At 50.8% G+C, this 23423-nt stretch carries 22 protein-coding genes; 16 read left to right on the top strand and 6 right to left on the bottom strand.

The window, feature by feature from the left end; translation table 11 throughout:
* Window positions 1-321: 321 nt before the first annotated feature.
* From DCW36_RS19795 to DCW36_RS19760, 8 genes are all read left to right on the top strand, one after another.
* Window positions 322-1326 carry a hypothetical protein gene (locus DCW36_RS19795; protein ID WP_114784118.1) on the top strand — a complete coding sequence of 335 codons (1005 nt, stop codon included), beginning with the start codon at window positions 322-324 and terminating at the stop codon, window positions 1324-1326.
* On the top strand, window positions 1310-1909 hold the full coding sequence (locus DCW36_RS19790; RefSeq protein ID WP_164891197.1) for an SRPBCC family protein: 600 nt from the start codon (window positions 1310-1312) through the stop codon (window positions 1907-1909). Before DCW36_RS19795 ends, DCW36_RS19790 begins: the two co-directional genes overlap by 17 nt.
* Window positions 1910-3436, top strand: coding sequence for an AMP-binding protein (locus tag DCW36_RS19785; protein WP_114784115.1), 1527 nt, complete (start codon window positions 1910-1912; stop codon window positions 3434-3436).
* Window positions 3437-3644: 208 nt separating this feature from the next.
* Complete coding sequence (locus DCW36_RS19780) at window positions 3645-4073, top strand: GxxExxY protein (protein ID WP_114784113.1); 429 nt, start codon at window positions 3645-3647, stop codon at window positions 4071-4073.
* 286 nt (window positions 4074-4359) lie between these two features.
* Window positions 4360-6777 (top strand): glycoside hydrolase family 95 protein, encoded by a 2418-nt coding sequence (locus tag DCW36_RS19775; protein ID WP_114784111.1) that lies wholly within the window; start codon window positions 4360-4362, stop codon window positions 6775-6777.
* A gap of 238 nt (window positions 6778-7015) precedes the next feature.
* On the top strand, window positions 7016-7792 hold the full coding sequence (locus DCW36_RS19770) for an SGNH/GDSL hydrolase family protein (protein ID WP_240676250.1): 777 nt from the start codon (window positions 7016-7018) through the stop codon (window positions 7790-7792).
* 190 nt (window positions 7793-7982) lie between these two features.
* A complete protein-coding gene (locus DCW36_RS19765) occupies window positions 7983-8552 on the top strand; it encodes a SixA phosphatase family protein (protein WP_114784109.1) in 570 nt (189 codons plus the stop codon).
* An 81-nt stretch (window positions 8553-8633) separates the two neighbouring features.
* Window positions 8634-9890 (top strand): DUF389 domain-containing protein, encoded by a 1257-nt coding sequence (locus DCW36_RS19760; RefSeq protein WP_114784107.1) that lies wholly within the window; start codon window positions 8634-8636, stop codon window positions 9888-9890.
* 88 nt (window positions 9891-9978) lie between these two features.
* Here the strand turns inward: DCW36_RS19760 and DCW36_RS19755 are convergent, their stop codons facing one another.
* The 3 genes from DCW36_RS19755 to DCW36_RS19745 all read right to left on the bottom strand — a co-directional run bounded on the left by DCW36_RS19755 (window position 9979) and on the right by DCW36_RS19745 (window position 12747).
* A complete protein-coding gene (locus DCW36_RS19755) occupies window positions 9979-10476 on the bottom strand; it encodes a methylated-DNA--[protein]-cysteine S-methyltransferase (protein WP_114784105.1) in 498 nt (165 codons plus the stop codon).
* Between the two features lie 89 nt (window positions 10477-10565).
* Window positions 10566-11483 carry a T9SS type A sorting domain-containing protein gene (locus tag DCW36_RS19750; protein WP_114784104.1) on the bottom strand — a complete coding sequence of 306 codons (918 nt, stop codon included), beginning with the start codon at window positions 11481-11483 and terminating at the stop codon, window positions 10566-10568.
* Window positions 11484-11742: 259 nt separating this feature from the next.
* Complete coding sequence (locus tag DCW36_RS19745; RefSeq protein ID WP_114784102.1) at window positions 11743-12747, bottom strand: c-type cytochrome; 1005 nt, start codon at window positions 12745-12747, stop codon at window positions 11743-11745.
* Between the two features lie 463 nt (window positions 12748-13210).
* Here DCW36_RS19745 and DCW36_RS19740 point away from each other — a divergent pair, with 463 nt between their 5' ends.
* The 7 genes from DCW36_RS19740 to DCW36_RS19710 all read left to right on the top strand — a co-directional run bounded on the left by DCW36_RS19740 (window position 13211) and on the right by DCW36_RS19710 (window position 18874).
* The gene (locus DCW36_RS19740; protein WP_114784100.1) at window positions 13211-14200 is read left to right on the top strand and encodes a dipeptide epimerase; all 990 of its coding nucleotides are present in this window, start codon (window positions 13211-13213) and stop codon (window positions 14198-14200) included.
* A gap of 217 nt (window positions 14201-14417) precedes the next feature.
* Window positions 14418-14867, top strand: coding sequence for a MarR family winged helix-turn-helix transcriptional regulator (locus DCW36_RS19735; RefSeq protein ID WP_114784098.1), 450 nt, complete (start codon window positions 14418-14420; stop codon window positions 14865-14867).
* Window positions 14868-14899: 32 nt separating this feature from the next.
* Window positions 14900-15550: a YceI family protein gene (locus tag DCW36_RS19730; RefSeq protein ID WP_114784096.1), complete on the top strand. Its 651-nt coding sequence runs from the start codon at window positions 14900-14902 to the stop codon at window positions 15548-15550.
* A gap of 283 nt (window positions 15551-15833) precedes the next feature.
* Window positions 15834-16496: a YceI family protein gene (locus tag DCW36_RS19725; RefSeq protein ID WP_114784094.1), complete on the top strand. Its 663-nt coding sequence runs from the start codon at window positions 15834-15836 to the stop codon at window positions 16494-16496.
* A 314-nt stretch (window positions 16497-16810) separates the two neighbouring features.
* Window positions 16811-17266: a MarR family winged helix-turn-helix transcriptional regulator gene (locus DCW36_RS19720; RefSeq protein WP_114784092.1), complete on the top strand. Its 456-nt coding sequence runs from the start codon at window positions 16811-16813 to the stop codon at window positions 17264-17266.
* 27 nt (window positions 17267-17293) lie between these two features.
* The gene (locus DCW36_RS19715; protein ID WP_114784090.1) at window positions 17294-17962 is read left to right on the top strand and encodes a YceI family protein; all 669 of its coding nucleotides are present in this window, start codon (window positions 17294-17296) and stop codon (window positions 17960-17962) included.
* A 129-nt stretch (window positions 17963-18091) separates the two neighbouring features.
* On the top strand, window positions 18092-18874 hold the full coding sequence (locus DCW36_RS19710; RefSeq protein ID WP_128396998.1) for a DUF6503 family protein: 783 nt from the start codon (window positions 18092-18094) through the stop codon (window positions 18872-18874).
* Between the two features lie 24 nt (window positions 18875-18898).
* On the opposite strand, the gene DCW36_RS19705 is transcribed toward DCW36_RS19710, so the two are convergent.
* The gene (locus DCW36_RS19705; protein WP_125185509.1) at window positions 18899-19162 is read right to left on the bottom strand and encodes a hypothetical protein; all 264 of its coding nucleotides are present in this window, start codon (window positions 19160-19162) and stop codon (window positions 18899-18901) included.
* Window positions 19163-19182: 20 nt separating this feature from the next.
* On the opposite strand from DCW36_RS19705, the gene DCW36_RS19700 reads away from it, so the two are divergent.
* Window positions 19183-20592 (top strand): hypothetical protein, encoded by a 1410-nt coding sequence (locus tag DCW36_RS19700; RefSeq protein ID WP_128396997.1) that lies wholly within the window; start codon window positions 19183-19185, stop codon window positions 20590-20592.
* 47 nt (window positions 20593-20639) lie between these two features.
* Here DCW36_RS19700 and DCW36_RS19695 read toward each other — a convergent pair whose 3' ends face one another.
* Both DCW36_RS19695 and DCW36_RS19690 read right to left on the bottom strand, forming a co-directional pair.
* Window positions 20640-22094, bottom strand: a complete 1455-nt coding sequence (locus DCW36_RS19695; RefSeq protein ID WP_125185508.1) for a hypothetical protein — start codon at window positions 22092-22094, stop codon at window positions 20640-20642.
* A gap of 556 nt (window positions 22095-22650) precedes the next feature.
* A complete protein-coding gene (locus DCW36_RS19690; protein WP_114784082.1) occupies window positions 22651-23289 on the bottom strand; it encodes a GNAT family N-acetyltransferase in 639 nt (212 codons plus the stop codon).
* Window positions 23290-23423 lie beyond the last annotated feature (134 nt).

Genomic DNA, 23423 nt, shown 5'->3' with positions numbered 1-23423 from the left:
GTGGATGCAAGCAGAATAAGCTATCACCCGACTATACCTGAATTAAACTACAGAATACACCCTTGAGTTGCTGAGGTTATTTTGATAATGTTACTACGCTCAAACTGGCGTTAGAAAATACTTATAAAAAAAACAATTTATATTTTTTATAATACAAACTTTTCCCTACAAGATTAGCTTCAAAGGGGGACAAATTACTAATCAGAATTTACACCATAGTATCGCTCAAGAATCCTGAAAATCCAAAAATCCCGCAAATCCTGATTCAGACAAAAATCACAGAAATCAGTTAAATCACCGTTAATCAAAGGTCGAGACAAGATGCACATCCTCCACACCACCCCCGGCGACGCCAACTTTTATCTCTTCGAGGAGCTGCCGAAACGCCTGTATCCCGCCGACAGCCTTCGCCATACCCAATCCGACAACCTGAACCAGGAGTTCCTGGATACCTGTTTCGTGCTGACGGTGGACGGAGAACCAAAGGCACGGGCTGCCCTTTACAGGAATCCAAACCTGGTGTACGAGGGGAAGCAGGCGGCTTGTGTGGGCAACTACGAGTGTGTGGAGGAGGAGGAAGTGGCGGAGGCGATGTTGAATTATGTAGCAGGTAAGGCAATGGAGGCTGGTGCAGCATACCTGCTGGGGCCCATGAACGGCTCGACCTGGGACAATTACCGCTTCAGCAGTCACCATAGCCACGCCAATTTTTTGCTGGAACCCTACCATCACCTGTACTACAACCAGCAGTTTGCCGCCACCGGATTCAGCCCCGTTGCCCGCTACACCTCCAGCCTGGATACGGATGTGGTGTGCGACCATCCGGCTATTGTAAAACGGGAAGCGGAACTGATGGCAGCGGGTGTTACCTTCCGGCCTATCCACATGGCCGATTACGAGGGGGAGCTGGCGCGGCTGTATCCTTTTATCACGGGTGCCTTCAAAAGCAACTTTCTGTACACACCCATTAGTTGGGAGAGTTTCCGGAAGAAGTACCTCGAAGCTGCCCGTATCATTACGCCCGATCATGTGCTGCTGGCGGAGGACCCGGAGCGGAACATCATCGGGCTTATCTTTTGCTACGACGACCTCTACAACACATCCGAAAAAAGCCTGGTGGTAAAAACGCTGGCCCGCCACGAATCAAAAGAGTGGGCAGGGCTGGGGCAGGTGCTGGGAAACCAAATCATGCGCGCGGCAAAAGCGAAAAGCTACCGTTCCCTGATTCATGCATTTACCATTGCGACAGGTGCCTCTACGGTTACTTCCAAAACGTTTCATGGCAACGTCTATAAAAGCTATACCCTCTATGGAAAAGAACTTTAGAACTACCCGGCTGTACAAGGTTGTGGCCGCTGCCATGCTGTTGCTCGTCGCCGCACTGGCTGGCATGATTTACTTCAGTCCGTTTGGCAAGGCAGCAGGCTATCCTTACAAAGTGATTACGAACACCGTGGAAATAGATGCGTCTGTCGATTCGGTGTACCGGTTTTTGGGGAACTCGGCGAATGCGACACGCTGGTCGGTTTTCGTGAACCACATCACGCCGCTGAACAACGACAGCTTCCCGGATGGCATTGCGGGCAGCAGGCGCCGCTGTTTCTGTCAGCAGGATGAGCAGGGCATGCAGTGGGACGAGCTGATTACCGAGGTGGTGCCGAACCAGAAGCGGCAGCTGACCATTTATAACCTGCAAAACTTCCCGATGACGGCAGCCAACCTGGCAACAGAGCAACTGTACGAACCAATTAGCAACAGCAAATGCCGCCTCACCTTCACCGTCTTTTTTAAAGATGCGGAGCCGACGCTGTATGAGCAGGTAAAAACCTACTTTGCCGCCTACGAAATCCAAAGTATTTTTGAGCAGAACATGGCCAACATCAAACGCATCAACGAAACCGGCAGGTAAATGACGCAGCCTTTCAATATCGTCCGGCACTTTTTCGAAGCCGCGAAAAGACATCCCGATACTATCGCCATCATCCATCAAAAACAGCAGGTAACCTTTCGGGAGTTTGAGCAGCAGGTGCTGGATACGGCGGCTTACTTCACCGAAAAAGGCATAGGCAAGGGAGATCGGGTGATGCTGTTCGTGCCGATGAGCATTGATTTGTACCGCATCGTGCTGGCGCTGTTCCACATAGGGGCTACGGCGGTTTTCCTGGATGAGTGGGTGAGCAAAAAGCGGCTGGAGGCATGTTGCCAGGTGGCGCAATGCCAGGCCTTTATCGGTATTTTCAAAGCCCGGGTACTGGCGCTTTTTACGTCGGAACTGCGTAAAATTCCCATCAAACTCGGCACCGGCTATAAGCAAAACAGCCGTAAGAACGCTACTGCAGCTCCCACCACAGCCTCTGATACCGCGCTTATCACCTTCACGACCGGAAGCACCGGCACCCCGAAAGCCGCCAAGCGCACGCATGGGTTTCTGCACGAGCAGTTCCAGGCCCTGCTCGAAAAAATAGACCCGCACCCCGACGACATCGACATGCCGGTGCTCCCCATCGTGCTGCTCATCAACCTGGGCGCTGGCTGCACCTCCGTCATCGCCGATTTCAAAGCCAGCAAACCCAACAGCCTGAAACCGGAAAAAGTAGTGCGCCAGCTGCAGAAACACCGGGTAACGCGGCTGGTGGCTTCACCTTTCTTTGTGAAGCAGCTGGCAAAGTACTGCATCGAACATGCTGTTGCCGTTCCCTCGCTGGAGAAGCTGTTCACGGGTGGCGCACCTGTTTTCCCGGCAGAGGCAGCCCTTTATGTGCAGGCTTTCCCGGAGGCGACAATAGAGATAGTGTACGGCTCTACCGAAGCAGAGCCCATCAGCGCCATTACGGCAACGGCGCTGCTCCTGGAGAAGGATGATCTGCTGCAGCAGGGGCTGAAAGTTGGTGCACCTTACCGCAAAGCCGAAGTCAGAATCGTTCAGGTAAAAGTGGGAGCGATAGCTTGTGAGAGCGAAGCGGAGCTGGCCCAACTGCAGCTCCGGCCAGGACAGATTGGCGAAATCATAGTGGCTGGTCCGCATGTGCTGCAGGAGTATTTGAACAACGAGGAGGCGCTGAAGCAGAATAAAATCTTTATCGGCGAAAAATGCTGGCACCGCACCGGCGACAGCGGCTACTTAAATGAAAAAGGCGAACTCTACCTGACCGGCCGCTGCAGCACCCTCCTCCACACCAACGGCAACCTGCTGGCCCCCTTCCTTTACGAAAACTACTTCAGCTCCCTGGCTGGTGTGGAGATGGGAACGGTCCTGCAGCTGAACGGCGAACTGACGGCAGTACTGGAGCTAAAGCCGGGTGCCGATAAAGCAGCTGTACAGGAGCAGGTAACGCAGGCGGGACAGTTTGAGGTGCGGTTTGTTTCTAAAATTCCCCGCGACCCGCGCCATAATTCCAAGATTGATTATGAGCGGTTGAGGGTACAGTTAGTTTGAAATTAATTTGTCTGAATCAGGATTTACGGAATTTTAGGATTTTCGGGATTATTGGGTCGCTTTTTTCTTTCGTTGTAGCTGACGCGCCAGCTCCAACAAACACATAATTTGTAATAGTAATGAGTTAATTCTTTAGATACTTTGCTTACAAACCAATCCTGAAAATCCTAAAATTCCGTAAATCCTGATTCAGACAAAGAAGCAAAAAATGGAGCAGCCCAGTCGCGTAAACAGAAATTATTCGAAAGGCCGGAATGAGGTACAGGAGGAGCTAACGTATAAAATTATTGGTTGTGCTATGAAAGTACACCGCACTTTGGGAGCGGGTTTTCAAGAGGTAATCTATCAGCGTTGCCTGGCTATTGAAATGGAGAAGGCCGGTTTAAAGTTTGACCGGGAGCAGGAGCACATCATTTATTACGAAGGAATTGAAGTAGGTGCCAGGCGAGCAGATTTTGTAGTAGAGGGAAAAGTGATGGTAGAACTCAAAGCGCTCGTAAACCTGGAGGACGTTCACCTGGCACAGGCAAAAAACTACACAGTAGCCTATAACTTCCCAATCGGGCTGCTAATCAACTTCGGAAGTCAAAGCTTACAGTACAAGCTGATTTTCAACGATAAATTTAAAAGGTCCTAAACTTTGTCTGAATCAGGATTAACAGAATTTTGGGGTTTTCAGGATTATAGGTGAAACAGGATTTCAGAGATTTTTATCTCCTTTCAAGAAATCAGAAAGTTGAAATATACTTCTGCTCAAGATTACCTCTATTACCGGCATCAATCCTGAAAATCTTAAAATTCTGTTAATCCTGATTCAGACATTCCTAACACCTGTTAGGGCAGGATAGTAAGTAATATTCAGTTTTCTATATTTGAGGATATCTTACATTTGCTGCAGGTGCAGCATCATAAGTGACTCCAAAATGAAGAAACTGCTCCTCTTAACTTACTTGCTGTTTTTCGCACCCTGCCTCTTTGCCCAGCAGAAAGAGCTGGTGCTGTGGTATGATAAACCTGCTAAAGATTGGAACGAGGCGCTGCCCATCGGCAACGGACGGCTGGGCGCCATGATATTCGGCAGAGCAGGAGAGGAACTGCTACAGCTGAACGAGGAGACCCTGTGGACGGGCGGTCCTGTGGACCCAAACCCAAACCCGGATGCGGTGAACCACCTGCAGGCAGTGCGGGATGAGCTGTACAAAGAAAACCTGGGTCAGGCGGTGCGCCTGCTGCGCCGCATGCAGGGGCCGAACACGCAGATGTACCAGCCGCTCGGCGACATTCTCCTGAAGCAGGAACTGCGCGGGGAGCCCACTGACTACCGCCGTGACCTCGATATTACAACTGCCATTGCTACCACACGCTTTACGGTAGAGGACGTGGACTATACCCGCGAAATGTTCTCTTCGGCCCCGGACCAGGTTATTGTTATCCGGTTGAAAGCCAGCAAACCTAAGGCGCTTAATTTTTCGGTTGGCGTAAACCACGAGCTGAAGTTTGACAAGCAGGTAACACCTGAAAATGAACTGGTGCTGACCGGCAAAGCCCGCATCACCAACGACGAGCGGCGCAATCCGAAACCGCTTATCGATGAAGACAGCCTGCAGTGCAACGGCATGCGGTACCAGTTCCGGGTAAAAGCCATTGCGCCGGGTGCCACCATTGCCACTGCCGATAGTGTACTCACTGTTTCAGACGCTACCGAAGTTTTGCTGCTCGTATCGGGTGCCACCAGCTACAACGGCTACGACAAATGTCCCGATAAAGACGGCAAAGACGAAGCGGCAGAAGCCATCCGGTACCTGCAGGCGGCGCAGCAGAAAAGCTTCGAGAAGCTGAAGGCAGCCCACGTGAAGGATTACCAGAATTACTTCAACCGGCTTTCGCTCTCCCTCACCAACCAGCCTGCCCCAAACCTGCCCACCGACCAGCGGCTGGCGGCGTATAAAAAGGGAGCCACGGACCCGGCATTGGAGGAGCTGTACTTCCAGTTTGGTCGCTACCTGCTTATTTCCTGCTCCCGGCCCGGTGGAATCCCCGCCAACCTGCAGGGCATCTGGAACCACCAGATACGTCCCTCCTGGCGCAGCAACTACACCACCAACATCAACGTGCAGATGAACTACTGGCCGGCAGAACCTACCAACCTGTCGGAGCTGACGGAGCCGCTGATAGAGCAGATTAAACGCTGGGCAAAGAACGGTAAAGAAACTGCCCGCAACTACTACAACATGGATGGCTGGGCCCTCCACCACAACTCCGACATCTGGGCGCAAACAAACCCCGTGGGCGAGGGCGGCGGCGACCCCAAATGGGCCAACTGGTCGCTGGGCAGCCCCTGGCTGAGCCAGCACCTCTACGAGCATTACCGCTTTACTCAGGACAAAAAATACCTGCGCGAAACAGCCTACCCCCTCATGAAAGGCGCCACCGAATTTTGCCTCGACTGGCTCGTAGAGAAAGACGGACACCTGATTACAGCGCCTTCTACTTCGCCCGAAAACGTGTACATCCTGCCCAGCGGGGCAAAAGGCACCGTGACCATTGCCTCTGCCATGGACATGGAAATTATCTGGGACCTGTTCACCAACATGATTGAAGCCAGCGAAATATTGGGCATCGACCAGGCCTACGCTGCTATGCTGAAACAAAAGCGCGCCCAGCTGAGCCCGCTCAAAGTTGGCCGTAAAGGCAACCTTGTGGAGTGGTACGACGACTGGGAAGACGAAGACCCGGAGCACCGGCACGTATCGCACCTGTTCGGCCTGCACCCGGGCCGCCAGATTTCGCCGCTGCTCGATAGGAACCTGGCCGATGCCAGCCGCAAAGCGCTCGAAATGCGTGGCGATGGGGGCACCGGCTGGAGCAAAGCCTGGAAAATAAACTTCTGGGCCCGCCTCCTCGACGGCGACCATGCCTACAAAATGTACCAGGAGCTGCTCAAAACCTCCACCCTCAATAACCTTTTCGACACGCATCCGCCTTTCCAGATAGACGGTAACTTTGGAGCCACTGCCGGTATTGCCGAAATGCTGCTGCAAAGCCACCTCGACGAGGTACAGCTGCTGCCTGCCCTGCCTTCCGCCTGGAAAGACGGACACGTGAAAGGCCTGGTAGCACGCGGCAATTTTGAAGTGGAAATGTTCTGGAAAGACGGCAAGCTCACCAAAGCCTACATCACCTCCAGGGCGGGGGCCGATTGCAAACTCCGTACAAAGGAGAAAGTAGCGGTGAAGGGAGCGAAGTTTACAAGCGAGCCAACCAAACTCAACGACCAGGTACAATACATCACCAGCTTTAGAACGAAGCCCGGTAAAAAGTACGAGCTAACTATCCGGTAACATTTGTGCTTGTTTCACGAGTTGCCCTATGGGCCTTTGAATGCTTATGGAAAGTTTTTTTAAAGAAAATGGCCTGAAAAGTTCTGCTGCACCAGCCACCATTGCCTCTGCTCCTTTTCGGTACCCGAAAACTTACCAGGCTGACCAGCGGTAGAAACAACATGCTATTCCAGCAGCCTGTGTGGTTGCTGGAATAGCTTTGTTTCCTGCAATTGCCTACATCCTAAATGATATGATTATGAAAAAGTCGCGACGAAGTTTTTTAACAAACATGACACTGGCTGGTATTGCAACGCTCTGCCTGCCGGTGCCGGTGCGTGCCGTTGGTAAGGATATGGCAGACGGCTTAAAAAAGGAGGGCCTGGTATTTCTGTTTCAGGGGGATTCCATAACAGACGGGAAACGGGGCCGCAATCAGGACCCAAATCACATCATGGGGCATGGCTATGCCTTTGCTGTTGCCGGCCGGGTAGGGGCCGATCACCCGGAGAAGAAGCTGACCTTTTTTAACAGGGGCATCAGTGGCAACAAAATAACTGACCTGGAGAATCGGTGGGACACGGATACATTGGCCCTGAAGCCGGATGTACTCAGCATCCTGGTAGGCGTGAATGATGCCGCATCTGTTGTAGAACAGCATAATCCGGTACCGGTGGGGCAGTATGCGGAAGTTTACGACAAGTTGCTTACCAGAACAAGAGCACAGAACCCGGACATCCTGCTCGTGCTCTGTGAGCCGTTTCTTCTCCCGGTGGGCAAGGTAAAAGATAACTGGCAAGCCTGGCATACCGATGTGCTGGAGCGGCAGCAAGTTGTAAAAAAGCTGGCCGCTGCCCATAACGCCGTGTTTGTTCCGTTCCAGAAGATGTTTAACCAGGCCGTCAGCAAAGCACCAGCCGATTACTGGATCTGGGATGGCGTCCATCCGACTGTTGCAGGGCATGAACTGATGGCGCGGGAATGGCTACAGCAGGTAAGCCGGAAGCTAAGCTTCCTTCAGAAATCTGTCAGGTAAAGGCAACGCTGGAAAAGGTGCCGAACAGACAATTTTTTTTTTGAACGACGTCTTCAGGAAAACACAGGCTGTCCCTTTTTTCTGTAACTTGATAAACGCTTTAGGATAAGTGCGAGAGGTAAGGTTAACGTAATCCCGAAGATGTTAAGCGAACATACTATCTATTCTTTACACTTCTTTTCCTAACCCTATGCGCATTCCATTTTTACAATACCTACTGCTTGCCCTGCTGCTGTGTACCACCGTTTTTTGCCGGGAACCTCAAACTGAAACTGCCTCAGCAGCTGATACCAACACCACAGCAGCACCTGTTACAGTTTACCTGGTGCGCCACGCTGAAAAAGATACCTCTAACCCCACGGAACAGGACCCTGAGCTGACGGCGCAGGGGCATGCCAGGGCTGAAGCACTCAAAGAATTGCTAAGCGGGGAGCAGGTAGGCGCACTCTACACAACAAAGTACAAACGTTCGCAGCAAACACTTAAACCGCTGGCGGAGGCAAGAAATCTGCAGTTGCAGGTGTATGAAGCGAACGACTTTAAAAGCCTGAAGCAGCGCCTGTTGCAGCAATACCAGGGGCAAACGGTAGTTATTGCCGGGCATTCCAACACGCTGTTGCCGCTGATGGAAGAATTTGGTGCCAGAATAAAACTTTCACACATCCCTGAAACGGAATATGATTACATTTTTAAGCTTGTGATGAACCCGGGCCAGGCGGCTACGGTGGAGGTAAACCGTTACAGCAGTATGCCGGAGTAACGGTTTCTTCCGCTTCTTTTAGCTTTAAAATTTACTAAACCAGTTCCGGCAATTTCGTATGAAGGGTAAAAACACCATTCTATGCGGAGACTTATACTGAAAGTACCGGCTGGTCGTGGCGAAGAAGTGATTGAAAAAGCCAGACAGCTGGATGGCAAGAACCTGACCCTGGAGACTGAGCAGGAGGGAGAGCGGGTAACAGTACATCTCAACAACAAGGAAGTAAGCAATTTCATCGGGCAAATCAGCGATATCGAAGAAGCCGAAATAACGCTGATTCCGAGGGGTATCGTTACGCTTTACCCGCCGCAGGACGAGGCGCCGGACCAGGTGGCGGATGTTTCCTACAGAAGTCCGCTGGAAATATTCCTGGGGGGCATCCAGAGCGTTGGTTCTAAGTTCGGCTTGGTAAGTTATGCAATAGCCGGAGGAATAATTGCCTGGATCGGACTTTACACGAACACCAGCTTCTTGCTGGTTGCTGCCATGCTGGTCGCTCCCTTTGCCGGTCCGGCCATGAACAGTGCCCTTGCCGCCGCTTCCGGTAAAGCAGGCTTGCTCAAGCAGAGCCTGATCCGCTATTTTCTCTCGATTGGAACGGCTGTGCTGGTCTCCTTTTTATTAAGCCTGGTATTTGGGCAAAAGTTTGCCACGCAGATGATGGTATCTATCAGCCATGTATCGCAGGTGGCGGTGCTGCTGCCATTGGTGGCAGGCTTTGCCGGAGGAATCAACCTGGTGCAGTCGGAGCGCGACAGCCTTGTTTCGGGTGCTGCGGTTGGCATGCTGGTGGCTGCTTCGCTGGCGCCGCCCGCTGGTATTATTGGCATGGCGGCTGCTTTTGGCAACTGGCAGCTGGTAAGAAGCGGTGTGTTCCTGATTCTGTTACAGCTGGCGGGCATACAGCTGTCTGCCGCCCTTGTATTCCGGTTTGTAGGGAAGGTAACGGTAAAGGGAGTACGCTTCAGCGATGGCAAGGAAAATGTGTTCCGGTTTTCGATGCTGGTATCGGTGCTGGCGCTGGCGGCCTTGCTCTACTGGCAATTTGCCCGTCAGCCGTCGCTGCAGAAGGCCAGCCTCAGCACGCAGGTAACGGAAAGCATCCGTTCAGCCCTGAAACCTATTGCTTACATCGAAACGATAAAAGTAACGTCCACCTTTACCAGGGGCACCTTGCCCGACAAAAATCCCGTACTTTGTGAGCTAAACCTCTACAACCGCTCCGATTCTATTCCGGATGAGGTGTTAAAGCAACGGCTGGTAGGGATGTTGCGCGACAGTATCCGCAGCCAGAAAATTAATGCCGACCCGATGTTCAACATTACTTTTCTGAAATAAACCGGCACGCATTTTAAAGGGCAGCAGTGGGTGTGGTGGCTGCCGCAGTAAGCTGTTAAGCCGCTAACTAAAAGGCTGAAGGAACAGGCTAAAAGAGGGTAAGCTGCTGCTGCGGGCTTAAAAAGCCTTCGTGCTGCAGGAGCCATTTTTTCCGCCACAGGCCGCCGCTGTAGCCCGTCAGGCTGCCGTCGCTGCCGATTACACGGTGGCAGGGCACGAGGAGGCAGAGCGGGTTTTTGCCGTTTGCAGCCCCAACCGCCCGGATAGCTTTTTCAGCTGACAGACCTTTTGCCACATCCAGGTAAGAGGCCGTTTTGCCAAAGGGGATGCTTTGCAGCTGCGCCCACACCTGGAGCTGGAAAGGAGTGCCGGCAGGCGCAAGAGGCAGATCAAACACCTTCCTGCTGCCAGCAAAGTATTCAGAAAGTTGCTGCACACAGGCTGCCAGTGGGGCGGGTAGCCCGGTAGTATCGGAGAGAACGGGCTCGTCGGAAAAGGTGAGGGAATGGAGGCCCTTGTCGGAGCCGGTTATGATAAGGTAACCAATGGGCGAATGGAAGCAGGTGGTAGATACGGTGGCGGTCATGTGTTAAAGATACGCAAAAGCTGCTTTGTACCTAAAAACAAGGACCGGCACTTTGGTACCGGCCCTTGTTCTGGAGCACTACTTTTTTCTTATTTTTTTAAGAAGCGGAGCGTCTGGCTACCGTCGGCGGTTTCTATCCTGTAAAAATAGATGCCGTTGGGCAGGTGCTGTACATTTACTTCCTCTGAAAACGCGCCTGTCTGCTGCTTTTGGTCTACCAGTACCCGGACGCTGTTGCCGCTGCTGTCGAGTAAGGTAACTTTAACAGGACCTGCCGTATCAACTACATAATTAACCGTGGTGCTGGTTGTGCTGGGGTTCGGATACACCGTCAGGCTGTTCATGGTTTGCGTTTCGCCGGCTGCAGGCATTTCTTTTACATCCCAGAGCACAAAGTGTGCAGGACGCATCAGGTGCTGGAACGGCATTCTTTTGCCAAAGTGATGCGGCGGCCTGTGCCTGAAGCCTTCTTCTGTTTGCGGTGCGTTAGCGTCGGCAATGGCTTTCATATCTTTTTCCCAGGTATTTCTGTGGGAGGAAACCTCGTTCCGAATACGCTCCAGCTGGGGTTTGTATTTAAGGGCAATTGTGTTGGCCTCCTCAAAAATACGGTGCCTGGTTTCACGCTGTTCCTGTAGCTGCGCTTTCTGCTCGTCGGTTAGAACAGGACGCTGTTTTAGACCATCCTGGCGTGGCCCCATTTGCGATTCCCTGTGTTTTAAGCCCTCTTTCAAAAACTGCCTACGCTGGCTTTCCAGCTTTTTCAGCTCCTGGCGCAGTTGCTCTACTTTTTGTTTGTCGGCTGCCGTCATTTGTTTGTCGAGCTGCCTGCGTTGGTCTTTCAGCACCGGCATTACCTGCTTGTTCACATAGGCATGCATCTCCTTCATTACTTGCTGGTGCGCTTCTTTGCGTAGGTTGGGGTCAGGTTTTCCGGCAACTGCCAGTCCTATGCTCATGCTGCTGATGAAGAGGAACAGCAGCACCTGTTGTAATGTGTTTTTCATAAGCTTTATTCGGTTAAGTGTTTTATTCTAAGACTGTAAGGGGTGCAGTAGGTTTAACGGAACAGGCTTGTTTTTTTACTGGCAACAATAGTGGGAAGTTTCTCTTTTTCTGTGCCTGGCGCTGAAATAAGTTTACTGCACCTGCCACCACAGCCGCTGCTGTTCCTTAACCAATGCTAGTGTGCAGCCCAAAGAACTAAAACAAAAAAAGCCACCGGCACGGGGCCGATGGCTTTCGGAAGTTGTTTGAAGAGGTATGCTATTTTTTTACCAGCGCCTGATTAGCAGGTGTGAATTTTTCCACTTTGTGGTTGTTTGGCGCTACGCTCATCAGGTAACTGTAAATAGCGCTTAAGTCGCTTTCGTCCATGCCGCCGTACATTTGCCAGGGCATAATGGTGTTAAAATCGCTTGGGCTAAGCTGGTGCGCTGTTGCTTCGGGCGATGCGTAGGCTTTAAAGCGCTGAACGAAATCGTTTTCTGACCAGTTACCGATGCCTGTTGTTTTGTCGGGCGTAAGGTTGGCGGAGCGCAGTACACCGGCTGGCAGGTTAAACTCCATGCCGCCTGCCAGGTACATGCCTTCAATTGGTTCGCCTTTGTCGCGCGGCGTGTGGCAGTCGGCGCAGGCCCCGATCGTAACCAGGTATTTTCCTTTGGCCACGGGGCTGTCCAGTGCTGTTTTTTCAACGGGTTTGCGGTTGGTTGGAATGGTGCGCAGGATGAAGTTCATCGGGAAATCCGGTTCCGACTTAGGTACTTCGTGTTTGATTGGTGCCAGCGTTCGGATGTAAGCAATAACAGCCCGGAGGTCTTCTTCGTGCATCTGGCTGTAGGACTGGTAGGGCATTACGGGGAAAAGCGGTTCGCCGTCTTTGTTTACACCTGTGGTAATTGTTCTGTAAATTTCGCCGTCGGTCCAGGAACCGATGCCTGTTTCGGGGTCGGAAGTAATGTTACGTGCGTAGAAAGTGCCCGGAAAGCCCATGTTCTGGTCGAATATGTCGCCTCCTTTGCCCTCGGTGTGTGGTTTGATTGGACCGGAAAAACGGCTCCAGTCGCGTTCGGAGTGGCAATCGATGCAGACTGTTACGTGGTTTGCCAGGTATCTGCCCCGCTCTACCAGGGCATCGGTTTTATCAACAGTGAGCGCAGGGGCCGGATCTACATTCGGTAACGCAAAACGAACATACATAGCACCTGCAGCAGCTGCGACAGCGATGCCCACTAAAACAAAACCCAGGATTTTGAACATTTTCTTCATAAGTGCACAGAATTAATTAATAAGTGAAACAGTGAGGACGTATTAGTTGCCTTAATGGAGTAATTTGAATAAATTTTATAACTTTTACAAATAAAACATGTAGAAAAGTATATATTTAACCTGGCTGCCGCTTTGCCGTAACCTGCCTGTTTAGAGGCGATTAGGAGTTTAGGGGAGCGTTAGGAAAGGATTTGTTCGGGCACATGGGCAGCTGAGGCTATGGTGGGTAGTGCAGCAGAAAATTACGGCCCTTCCGGCCATCGGGATGCGAGCGTTTCACGCGCCGTTTTTACCTGCCGGAGGAGGTAGCCGCAACAACAGGAGAGCTGCAGCTGTACTAACAGAAAGTGCCGCGAAACCGGCAAAACGGGAATCTTTTTGTAGCGTCGGGAGTAACAAATTTTAGTTTATTAATTTAATTTAGTGCAACTTAGAAGTTGCGAACTTATCACTAGAGATTACTATGCTGAACTGGCGGATTGAGGCCCTACACTTAAAACTGAAGTATACCTGGAAGATAGCACGGGGTGCGAGCAACGAAAAAATAAATTTCCTGGTGCAGGTTTCCGATGGGAGGTACAGCGGCTTTGGGGAGGCTGCGCCTAACATCCGCTACGACGAAACAGCCGAGGTTTTGCTGCAGCAGTACGAGGTGCTGCTGAAAGCTGGCTTGCCCCGGGTGCGCTCGGTAGAGGACCTGCTGGAACTCCTGACGGAGCACAAGCCTGTTAATTCGCTCCGGTTTGCCATCGAGTCGGCTTACATTCACTATTTCTGCCAGCACAAAGGCATACCGGTGTACACGCTGCTGGGCCAGGACCCGCCCGGGAAGCAGCCAACCTGTATCTCGCTGCCGATCATGGAGCCCGGCGAAGTGGCAGATTTTATCCGGATGAACAACCTGAACCGCTTCAGCAGCTTAAAAGTGAAAGTAAACCCGGAGCAGGCAACGGAACTGGTGCAGGAAGTGCTCAAGTTTACCGAGCGCCCCATCGTGATTGACGGCAACGAAGGCTGGACCGACCCGGATCAGCTGATGGTCTTTATGGAGCAGATCGATACCAGCCGCGCCCTGTTTGTAGAGCAGCCCCTGCCTGCCTCGCATGCTGCCGCCTACGCCGCCATCAAAGATAAAAGTCCTTTGCCGTTTATCGCCGATGAGTCGATTATTGATGACGGTGATTTTGAGATGCTGCGTACGCAGTTCCACGGCATCAATGTAAAAATGATGAAAGCCGGCGGCTATATCAATGCGATCCGGTTGCTGCAGGAAGCCCGCAGGCTGGGTATGAAGACCATGATTGGCTGCATGATCGAAACGTCGCTGGGTATCTGGTCGGCCATGCAGCTGAGCAGCGGTTTTGATTTTGCCGACCTGGACGGTTTCCTGATTTTAGAAGAAGATCCTTTTGGCCTGGTGCAGGAACGAGATGGTTTTCTGTATCTGAAATAAACGCCGGCATCCGCTACGGCCGCGCTGGTTGCTCCTGCACCGGTTTTGCTGCCTCCGCTAAGGCAAGAACCGGGTAGCAACAGCAGCAAAGGGTGTGGTGGCAGCAGCAGAAAGCTTTTTAGACGGGAATTTCAGTCCCGGGACTTAACTTAAACCATTTTTTACAGGAATACGATTAAACCTTTTACCACAAATACCATCATACCGATCTCAATGTATGAAGCTTGAAGACGAAATAAAGCAACCTGTATTTAAAAACGAATACCAGAAGGCACTCATCAACCTGTTTTATACATCGGGTTGGCTGCAACTGAAGCAGAGTGCCTTGTTTAAGCCTTTTGGGCTAACGCTGCCCCAGTACAACATCCTCCGGATTCTGAGGGGGCAGCACCCGAAACCGGCAACTATCAGCCTGCTTATTGAGCGCATGCTGGATAAAACCTCCAACGCCTCGCGCATCGTGGATAAGCTGGAGGCCAAGGAGCTGGTAACGCGCAAGCAGTGTTCTACCGACAGGCGCACCGTTGATGTGCTGATTACCCAGAAAGGGCTGGACCTGCTGAAGGAGATGGACAGCTACGACGAGGGCAAAGGCGCTGGGCTCACCAACCTGACCGAAGCGGAAGCACTGGAGCTGAACAGGCTGCTGGATAAAATCAGGGACTGAAAAACTTAATAAACTTAGCAATATAACAGGAAATGAAAAGGAATCTGATTCTTGCCTCGCTGGCCGCTGTGCTTGTGTTTTCAGCATTTACGGGTAGCAAACATACACCCGCCCCTGATGGTACTGCAGCGGTGGCTGTTGCTGCAAAAGCAAAGTCATATGCGGTAGTAGTCGAAAAGAGCGAGCTGAAGTGGAATGCAAAGAAAATAACAGGCGAGCACTACGGCACCATTAACCTGCGCGAAGGCCAGATCCTGGTAAGCGGCAGCAAACCAACAGGTGGCTCTTTTGTGATCGATATGCCTTCGCTGGTTTGTACAGACAACGGCAGGGTAGGAGCCCATTTAAAGAACGATGATTTTTTTGGTGTTGACAAGCATCCGACTGCCGCCTTTAAAATCACCAGCCTGAAACCCATCGCAAAAGCAGCTGCCGGTACTCCGAACTACACCGTAGTGGGCGACCTGACCATTAAAGGCATTACCCAACCTGTTACGTTTCCGGCACTTATCACGGTGAAAGACGGTGTAGCTACTGCGAAAGGCGATGTAACCGTAGACCGCACCAAGTATGATATCCGCTACCGCTCCAGCAGCTTCTTCGAAAACCTGGGCGACAAGGCCATTTACGATGAGTTTACGGTTTCGCTGAACGTGGTGGCGCAGCAGGCTGCTGCACTATAAGCAAGCGGCGCCAGGTACCCGGTTACCAGCTGAGGTAATAACCTGGACAAAATAAATTTAGGCTCCGTGTCTGCAGAGGCACGGAGCTTTTTTTGTGCTACACCTCCCCGATTCCTGCTGCTGGAAGGTGTTTTGTGATGGCTATGATGAAATTAAAGTAGTTGACCGTCATATTTTTATGACAGGAGTGAACTTTATTTCTTGTGATGTGTTTGTACATTAAATGTATGTACATATATTTGCAACATCATTCAGAACAAAACACAACCAAAACACAATTAAAATGAAGAAGACCGCAATTTTAGCATCTCTTGCCGCAACGCTTGTATTCTCAGCGTTCACAGGCAACAAAAACGCCAATGCCGGTAAAGCTGCCGTAACGACAGAAGTGGCAGCACCTGCCAAAGCAGCAGCTTATAAAGTGGAAACGACCAAGAGCGAAGTGAAGTGGCATGCCACCAAAGTAACCGGCGAGCACATGGGTACGATCAGCTTAAAAGAAGGCCAGGTCCTGGTAAGCAATGGCAAGCCAACCGGTGGTACATTCGTAATCGATATGAACTCCATCACCTGCACCGACATCACCGATAAAGAATACAACGGGAAACTGATCGCGCACCTGAAGAACGATGATTTCTTCAGCGTGGACAAATACCCTACGGCTACCTTTAAAATCAACAGCCTGGCTCCTGTGAAAAATGCAGCTGCCGGTAAGCCAAACTACAACGTAAAAGGCAACCTGACCATCAAAGGCATTACCAAGCCGATTGAGTTTCCGGCTACCATCACGGTTAAAAATGGCGTGACAACCGCTAAAGCCGATGTAACCGTAAACCGTGCCCAGTACGACATTCGTTATGGCTCTACCAGCTTCTTCGATAGTTTAGGCGACAAAGCCATCGACGACAATTTTACTATTTCGCTGAACGTTTCTGCGAAACAGTAAGCTTTACTTTTCCTGCTTTTTCTAATTCCGCTCCGGCTCCCTTAGTTGAGCCGGGGCGGTTTTTATTTTGGAAGTATGCAGGCGCCAACAGCAGGAGCAGTGGCTATGGTGGCAGGAGCAGAAAGGTTTTTTAGAACCACAGTTGGGCTAAATGGCAGCAATTCTGCGTAAAAGCTGTCTGAAAAGCGCTGAAACAGTAGTTTTGTAATTTAGTTGCTGCTTTATTGCAGCTGCGTTGAAACTTTCCAGGTTAAATGTTTGTACAGTATATGTATGTACATAAAATTTGAACTTCATGCGAAGTACAGCTTACCATGAAAATAGAAGAAGAAATAAAACAGCAGCACTTTAAAAGTGAGTACCAGAAAGCCTACATCAACCTGCTTTATACCTCGGGTTGGCTGCAGATGGCGCAGCACAAGCTGTTTAAGCCGTTCGGGCTGACGCTGCCGCAGTTCAACATTCTCCGGATACTCCGGGGCCAGCACCCGAAGCCGGTTACGGTAAGCCTGCTCATTGAGCGGATGCTGGACAAAACCTCCAACGCCTCGCGTATTGTAGACAAGCTGGAGGCCAAGGAATTGGTAACCCGCAAGCAATGCCCCAACGACAGGCGCACCGTAGACGTGCTGATCACGCAAAAAGGGCTGGACCTGCTGCAGGAGATGGATATGTGTGAAGGAGGTACAGGCACAGGCGTGAAGAACCTGACCGAACAGGAAGCGCAGCAACTGAACGGGCTGCTGGATAAGATAAGAGCAAACAATTAATTTCAATCCTATAAACGTAATCTGATTATGAAAAAGACAGCATTTTTAGCATCACTGGCCGCTGCGCTGGTTTTCGCAGGCTGTGGCGACAGCACAACCGAAACTGCCGAAACAACCGAAACTACTGTTGCTACCGAAGCGCCTGCTACTGCCGAAGGCGAGACCTATAACGTAGTGCCGGAGCAGAGCGACGTGAAATGGCATGGTACCAAAGTAACCGGAGAGCACCGCGGCGAAATTGAAGTGCAGCGCGGGGAACTGAAAGTAGCAGATGGCCAGGTAACCGGCGGCACGATCGTGATGGACATGGCTACAATTTCCAACACCGACCTCACCGACAAAGAGTACAACGACAAACTGGTTGGTCACCTGAAGTCTGACGATTTCTTTGGTGTGGAGAAATACCCTACCGCTACGTTCGAACTGACGAACCTGACGCCAATTGCAGGCGCCGCTGCCGGCGCGCCTAACTATAATGTGGAAGGCAACCTGACCATCAAGGACAAAACAAACAAAGTCGATTTCCCGGCTACTATTTCTGTTGAGAATGGAGTGGCCAAAGCCAAAGCCGATGTAACCGTAGACCGCTCCAAGTACGACGTGCGTTACGGCTCTACCAGCTTCTTCGATAACCTCGGCGACAAAGCTATTTCCGACGAATTTACCGTGTCGTTTGATGTAACGGCACGCAAATAAAAAATAAAGTTGGTTTCGATTTCCGCTCCTGTGCCCGAAAGTGGTGCAGGAGCGGTTTTCTTTTTAAGGGATGTTCCTGTTGTTAAGCTGTAATTAAGTATCTTTGAGTATAAATTTTTATCACTGAAGATGCTGCATCAGCCCGTAAAGCTACACCCGAAGCTTAGCCTGCTTTGTTTACTTTTTGTTACAATTTTTTTTGCCGGTTGCTGGTCGGAGAAGCCGGAGGTGGAGCAGGTGATGGAGGAGGCCATATCGGCGCATGGCTGGGAGCAATTGGATGCGGGTGTAGTCTCATTTCGACAGGAGAACGTGCTTTACCGTGTGCTTCGCGATGGCGATGCCTCCCTGTACAGCCGCACGTTCCGGAACGGGAATGGCGAACGGGTTTACGATGTGCTGACGGGCAACAGCTTTACCCGGACCATTAACGATCAGGAGGTGCCGCTCGGGCAGGACGAGGTGCAGGCTTACAGCGACTCTATCAGGTCGGTGGTGTTTTTGGTGATGCTGCCCTATGTTTTACAGGATGCCGACATGCAGCAGAAATACATCGGAAATGTAAGGCTGCACGGCCAGCCCTATCACAAGGTCCGGATTACGTTTCCGGCCCGTAGCGGGAAACGTGTTTCGCACCCGGCGGGAAGCTTCCTGCTCTGGATTCACCGGCAGCACCATACCCTGGATTACCTGGTTTATTCGCCCCGCAACGATGGCAAGGGCAACCGCTTTGCCCAAGCTGTAAATCCGCGCGAGGTAGGCGGTATCCGTTTCCAGGATTACAATTACTATACAACCAAACGGCGCATCTCCCCGGCGCGTCTTGATTACGCTTTCGAGGCTGGTAAATTAGACAAAGTATCCGAAACAAAAATCGAGGATATAAAAGTGAGTGACCTTCCTTCCCTGTAGCTCTAATAATGCTGAACAGCCCTGTTAGCGGCCTCTTGTGCTGCTCAGGCTCCTTTTTTTACTTCCCGATAGCTGCTGCACCAGCCACCATTCCCGCTGCTGTTGCTTACAGGCAGACGCGCCTCCCTCTCCTAAAAAAATAGGCAGCAGCTGTAGCACAACTGGTATGAATGTTGAGTAATATTTTATTAATAAGTATAAATCTGAAAGGATATGCTTTTTATATATTCCTGCCAGGTTTGTTCCTCTCATTTTTAGTTTTTTAGTCTCAATTATTTCCTGGTTCAAAACTTAAAGCATGTAAGCGGATGCGTTTATTTACATTAGTACTCGTGTTTTTTTCAGTAACTGCTTTTGCTCAGAAAAGAGTACTGATACAGTCTATCCGGATCGATAACAGCTATGCAGAGGTAGCGGTTAATCCTTTCAGTAAGCCAGAGAACGAAGCCTTGTTCCTGCAACAGCTGGAGCAGAAACTGCAGGAGCGGTTCGGGCCTGTGGAAGTAACATACCTGAACGGGCAGAAGAAAATCATGTTCCTCGATAAAGTAGCTGCTACCAAAGATCCCAGGGCAGTCATGACCGATTTCCAGGACTTGTACAAAGCCAAAAAGAACGTAGACCGGCAGGCATATGATATGCGGCTCGACCTGTCTGTTGAACTTGTGGATGTATTCAGCGGGAAAAAAGATAATTTCCAGATACTCTCCAAGGTGGTGGCCCGGGGTAAGGATAACAAAAAGCTGTTTAAAAATAAGGGAAAGGTGCATGTAAACATTCCTGCCATACCGTTTGGCCTGGACCAACTGAATGCAGCGGGTGCTACGGTGTACGAAGGCTTCCCGCTGAGCGAAGACAAGTTGGCAGAGGCGGTGGGCAGCAGTGTAGCGCTGGCGCTGGGGCAGGAAAAGGAGGCGCAGGAAATGACAGTTGAACGGCAGGCCTTCGGTGGCTACGCCGCTTTTATAGACCAGGCGGTATCGTACAAAGTAGTGGCTCCGAACGACTACGGGGATTACCTTTATAAAATGCGGATTCTCCGGCTGCTGACCTTCACAAAGCACCGGCCATTAATAGCTTCCCGGCAGTCGGACCGGCATGGTATTTTGCTTGGTTTCCGGGAGAAACGGTTTACAGATATAGGGTACCAGGTTGGTATACCTCCTGCCTACGAAGTAGGGAAACTTCACAAGCATTTCCAGCTTTATTCTCAGTTTTCGCCTGAACAGGAGGAACATTATTCATTAAACACGGTGCTGACCGACAAAAAAGCGTTGGGTGCGATCACATGGTCCGAACCCATCAAGTTCAGGTTGAAAGACGAGCGGAATGGTAAGGTAGGCGAATTTTCTTTTAGGGTAAATGCAAATACCGATTCGCCTTTACAGCAGGAGACACGTTCGATGCACCGTGTCTACCATCCGTGGGCATCTTTGGAAGGATTCCTGGAGGGGAAAACATTTACCATGCGTACTAATCCGTACCTGCTGAATGCGGTGGAAATCATGTGGGGCGGACAACTGATGGGCCTGGTGGTGCATGCTGCGGCTCCAAAACAGTACCTGCGAAAAGGAAAAAATTCACTTCCTTATTTTGTCTACTTCCACCCCGAGTGTTCCGAAGCCCAGCAGGAAATACTGCTGCAGACTTTCCAGACCTTCCACCTGGCCAAAGTACTGCATAATGGGCAGGATGTAACGGGCAGCAGAATTCAGTAGAGGCGGTGTTGTAGTGGAGGGAGCCTGAGTTTCGGGTGAGAAGCTTGCTACTCCAGTTTTAAGCGGCCATACCGGTAGTACTCCCTGCCAACGCCAAGTACGATAAACTCTTTATTTGAAATGCGATAGCCGGAGGCGGGACGGAGGTAAAAGCCTGCGGCCCGTCCGGTCTGGCTTTGGTGCAGGGGCGTTACCTGTTGCGGCCTGCCTGCAGGAGGTATGGTAATGAGCACAGGCTCTTTGTTTACGGCGCCAGGACCGGCCATAATAATGCTGTTTTCGGCGGTATAATTATACTCAAAATCGAGGTAGAGGAGATGCAGCGTGTCGCCGGTGGCAGTGGCGAGGTAAGAACTCAGCATGTTGCTGTCGTGGGACGCGTTTTGCAGTTTATTGGCACTGGTGGTATAAGCAGGTGTTCCATCGTTGTTCAGCCGCACGACCACAATGTCATCGTTATGAAAAATACGGGAACCGCCCTGGTGATCGAGATATGCAACTTCGCCGGTTAAAATAACGCCACCCGAAGCCAGTGGTAACACCTGCCGCAGCTGCAGGTTTCGCAGTCGCTGGAACTTCTCGGTTTCCGGTTTGTAACGCTTATACTCACTAAGAAAAGCAGGACTAAAAGGAGTGTAGGCAAGAATGGGTTTGTGCTTCGGGTTAGTGTCGAAGTGGTAAAAAAAAGTGCCTTTTGGCTCCGGGGCTTGCGCAGCTGGTTCCGAAGCAGGGGCATAATACCCGGTAACTACAAGACCCTGTGCTGTGGTTGAGGCCATTTTTGCCTGCACAGGCCTGATCTGTTCCTGTGCCAGCGGGAGTTGATCGGGTTTCCCATCCTGTGGGGCCAGGCGGTGCAGGAGGAATGTGTTCTGGGCGGCAGCAGGAGCAATTGTGAGCAGGTAAGCAGTGCCATTATTTTGCAGCAGCGATTGCTGAATGTTGCTCTGGCCGGTTACGAGCTGCGACCAGCGCGGCTGCAGACCCGCATTGAGCAGCTTTGCGGTGATGGTGTTGTGATCAGGTTCTGCCAGCGCCGTCAGAAGCAAGGATTTATCATCGGAAACAGCTATGTGCAGCCTGCCGTTGCCCTGCGTGCTGATGACCGCCTGCACGTTGGACTCGTAGTTCCCGTTAGGAGCTATTTCCTGTGCGAAAACGGTGGTAGTCCCTTTGGCCCTGAACGTAGACAGCAGGTACAGCTTCTGATGCAGGAGCACCACATCGTAAAAAGTAGCGGGCTGGTTGGCAGGTGTTTTCGGCAGGAGAGCAGTGGCCCACATCCGCTGGTTATGGGCGTTGTACCGCTCCAGCGTAGCCTGCCCTTCTTCCAGGTAGACGGCATAGAAGCTTTGGTTGGTTGTGGTGCCAACCACATGCATGTGCTGGAGCAAACGTGGTTCTTTGTTAATGGCTGGTCCCCAGGTTAACGTTGGTTCCTGTGCATAGGATGTTGTATGCAGCAGGAACAGAAATAGCAGGTAGCAGAGAAAATGCTTCATGTTTAGTTGGAGCGGAAACGGTTGCTTTTTCCGCTTTGCAGGCTGTTATACGTTATCAGGACAATTTTATCAGCTAAAGACACAAAGGTTTTTGTGCAAATACCACACAACTGCCACACCAGCGTCGGGATAGGGTTGTTGCTTCTGCTTCTTTTCCGGTTTCAGCTTCTGGGTACAGGTACCTGTATGAAAAGCACGGGCCGGAACATCAGAAAGGGTGAGGGGTACTCTGGGAGCGTAAAAGTTTGTTCAGGGCCTGGGGTAGGGTGGAGACAGCAAAATATTCTTTGCGGGAACAAGGTGCAGCAGTACCCAGTGTATGCTTATGCTGTTCAGGAGCAAAGGCGATGGTGGCTGCTGCAGTAAGGAAAAGGTAAGTATTAAGTAAAGTATTAAGTAAAGTAATAAGTAAAGTAAAAGGAAAAACCAGCCAGCGTAACCGAAAGAAAACAGGTATATTAACCGGTTACGCTGGTGTTGTTTTTAAAATACAGAAGGTAACATGAGTCAAACCACTCATGCTGCCGGTAGGTAATACCATGCGAAGAGGCTGCTACTATTTTTGCTGGCCATTAGGGGAAGCAGCTGAAGTTGCAGTAGTTTCAGCGTTTTCCTGCAGGCTTAGCCACTCATGCTTCAGCAGGCTGTACACTTCCATGTCGGCATAGGCATCTCCGAAGCACTCTCCTTCCCGTTCTACGCCTTCCCGTGTGAAGCCCAGTTTGAGGGGGATTCTTTTACTGGCTTCGTTGTCTACAGCTACTTTTATCTGAACCCGGTTCATTCTGAGTTTGGTAAAGGCATACTCCACAAGCTTGGAGCAGGCCCTGCTGGTAATACCCTTACCCCGGAAGTCATCGTGCAACCAATAGGCAATCTCCAGCTTATGGTTAAGCGCGTTTATATTTTTATACCCTACAATACCGACTATTTCATTATTGAAAACCATGGTAAAAACCATGTCCTGCGTTGGCCTTTTGCCTGTTACAGAGATAATAAATTCTTCGGCATCGGTAACAGAATCGCTATATCCGATAAAAGGGAGCCATTTCCGGAGGTATTCGCGGGTGTTTTCTATGATATGATAAATGGCAGGTGCATCATCCAACGTGATATCGCGAAGAAAGAAATTTTCTTCAATAGGTAGCACCACACTAGAGGTTGTGGTGCCGGTAATTATATTTTCGGTATTCATGATCGTCAGGCTAGTTGGTTTTAATACAATGTAATTACTTTTGCCGGTGAATGCAATCAGACAGCAAAAATATATTATTTAAATTATATATATAATTATCTATAAGCAGGTGTTGCATTTCAGATGTTTTTACA

This window comes from Botryobacter ruber (assembly GCF_003347595.2).
In the GTDB taxonomy this organism is placed as follows: Bacteria; Bacteroidota; Bacteroidia; order Cytophagales; family Hymenobacteraceae; genus Pontibacter; species Pontibacter ruber_A.
This window is presented reverse-complemented; position numbering and strand designations above follow the sequence as displayed.

What these genes read in the sequence shown, in the direction of transcription:
- DCW36_RS19720 (WP_114784092.1), top strand. Translation starts at nt 16,811, where the DNA reads ATGAAAATAGAAGAAGAAATAAAACAGCAGCACTTTAAAAGTGAGTAC.
- DCW36_RS19690 (WP_114784082.1), bottom strand. Translation starts at nt 23,289, where the DNA reads ATGAATACCGAAAATATAATTACCGGCACCACAACCTCTAGTGTGGTG.
- DCW36_RS19725 (WP_114784094.1), top strand. Translation starts at nt 15,834, where the DNA reads ATGAAGAAGACCGCAATTTTAGCATCTCTTGCCGCAACGCTTGTATTC.
- DCW36_RS19780 (WP_114784113.1), top strand. Translation starts at nt 3,645, where the DNA reads ATGGAGCAGCCCAGTCGCGTAAACAGAAATTATTCGAAAGGCCGGAAT.
- DCW36_RS19760 (WP_114784107.1), top strand. Translation starts at nt 8,634, where the DNA reads ATGCGGAGACTTATACTGAAAGTACCGGCTGGTCGTGGCGAAGAAGTG.
- DCW36_RS19750 (WP_114784104.1), bottom strand. Translation starts at nt 11,483, where the DNA reads ATGAAAAACACATTACAACAGGTGCTGCTGTTCCTCTTCATCAGCAGC.
- DCW36_RS19765 (WP_114784109.1), top strand. Translation starts at nt 7,983, where the DNA reads ATGCGCATTCCATTTTTACAATACCTACTGCTTGCCCTGCTGCTGTGT.
- DCW36_RS19700 (WP_128396997.1), top strand. Translation starts at nt 19,183, where the DNA reads ATGCGTTTATTTACATTAGTACTCGTGTTTTTTTCAGTAACTGCTTTT.
- DCW36_RS19740 (WP_114784100.1), top strand. Translation starts at nt 13,211, where the DNA reads ATGCTGAACTGGCGGATTGAGGCCCTACACTTAAAACTGAAGTATACC.
- DCW36_RS19695 (WP_125185508.1), bottom strand. Translation starts at nt 22,094, where the DNA reads ATGAAGCATTTTCTCTGCTACCTGCTATTTCTGTTCCTGCTGCATACA.
- DCW36_RS19730 (WP_114784096.1), top strand. Translation starts at nt 14,900, where the DNA reads ATGAAAAGGAATCTGATTCTTGCCTCGCTGGCCGCTGTGCTTGTGTTT.
- DCW36_RS19755 (WP_114784105.1), bottom strand. Translation starts at nt 10,476, where the DNA reads ATGACCGCCACCGTATCTACCACCTGCTTCCATTCGCCCATTGGTTAC.
- DCW36_RS19735 (WP_114784098.1), top strand. Translation starts at nt 14,418, where the DNA reads ATGAAGCTTGAAGACGAAATAAAGCAACCTGTATTTAAAAACGAATAC.
- DCW36_RS19770 (WP_240676250.1), top strand. Translation starts at nt 7,016, where the DNA reads ATGAAAAAGTCGCGACGAAGTTTTTTAACAAACATGACACTGGCTGGT.
- DCW36_RS19785 (WP_114784115.1), top strand. Translation starts at nt 1,910, where the DNA reads ATGACGCAGCCTTTCAATATCGTCCGGCACTTTTTCGAAGCCGCGAAA.
- DCW36_RS19790 (WP_164891197.1), top strand. Translation starts at nt 1,310, where the DNA reads ATGGAAAAGAACTTTAGAACTACCCGGCTGTACAAGGTTGTGGCCGCT.
- DCW36_RS19745 (WP_114784102.1), bottom strand. Translation starts at nt 12,747, where the DNA reads ATGAAGAAAATGTTCAAAATCCTGGGTTTTGTTTTAGTGGGCATCGCT.
- DCW36_RS19795 (WP_114784118.1), top strand. Translation starts at nt 322, where the DNA reads ATGCACATCCTCCACACCACCCCCGGCGACGCCAACTTTTATCTCTTC.
- DCW36_RS19775 (WP_114784111.1), top strand. Translation starts at nt 4,360, where the DNA reads ATGAAGAAACTGCTCCTCTTAACTTACTTGCTGTTTTTCGCACCCTGC.
- DCW36_RS19715 (WP_114784090.1), top strand. Translation starts at nt 17,294, where the DNA reads ATGAAAAAGACAGCATTTTTAGCATCACTGGCCGCTGCGCTGGTTTTC.
- DCW36_RS19710 (WP_128396998.1), top strand. Translation starts at nt 18,092, where the DNA reads ATGCTGCATCAGCCCGTAAAGCTACACCCGAAGCTTAGCCTGCTTTGT.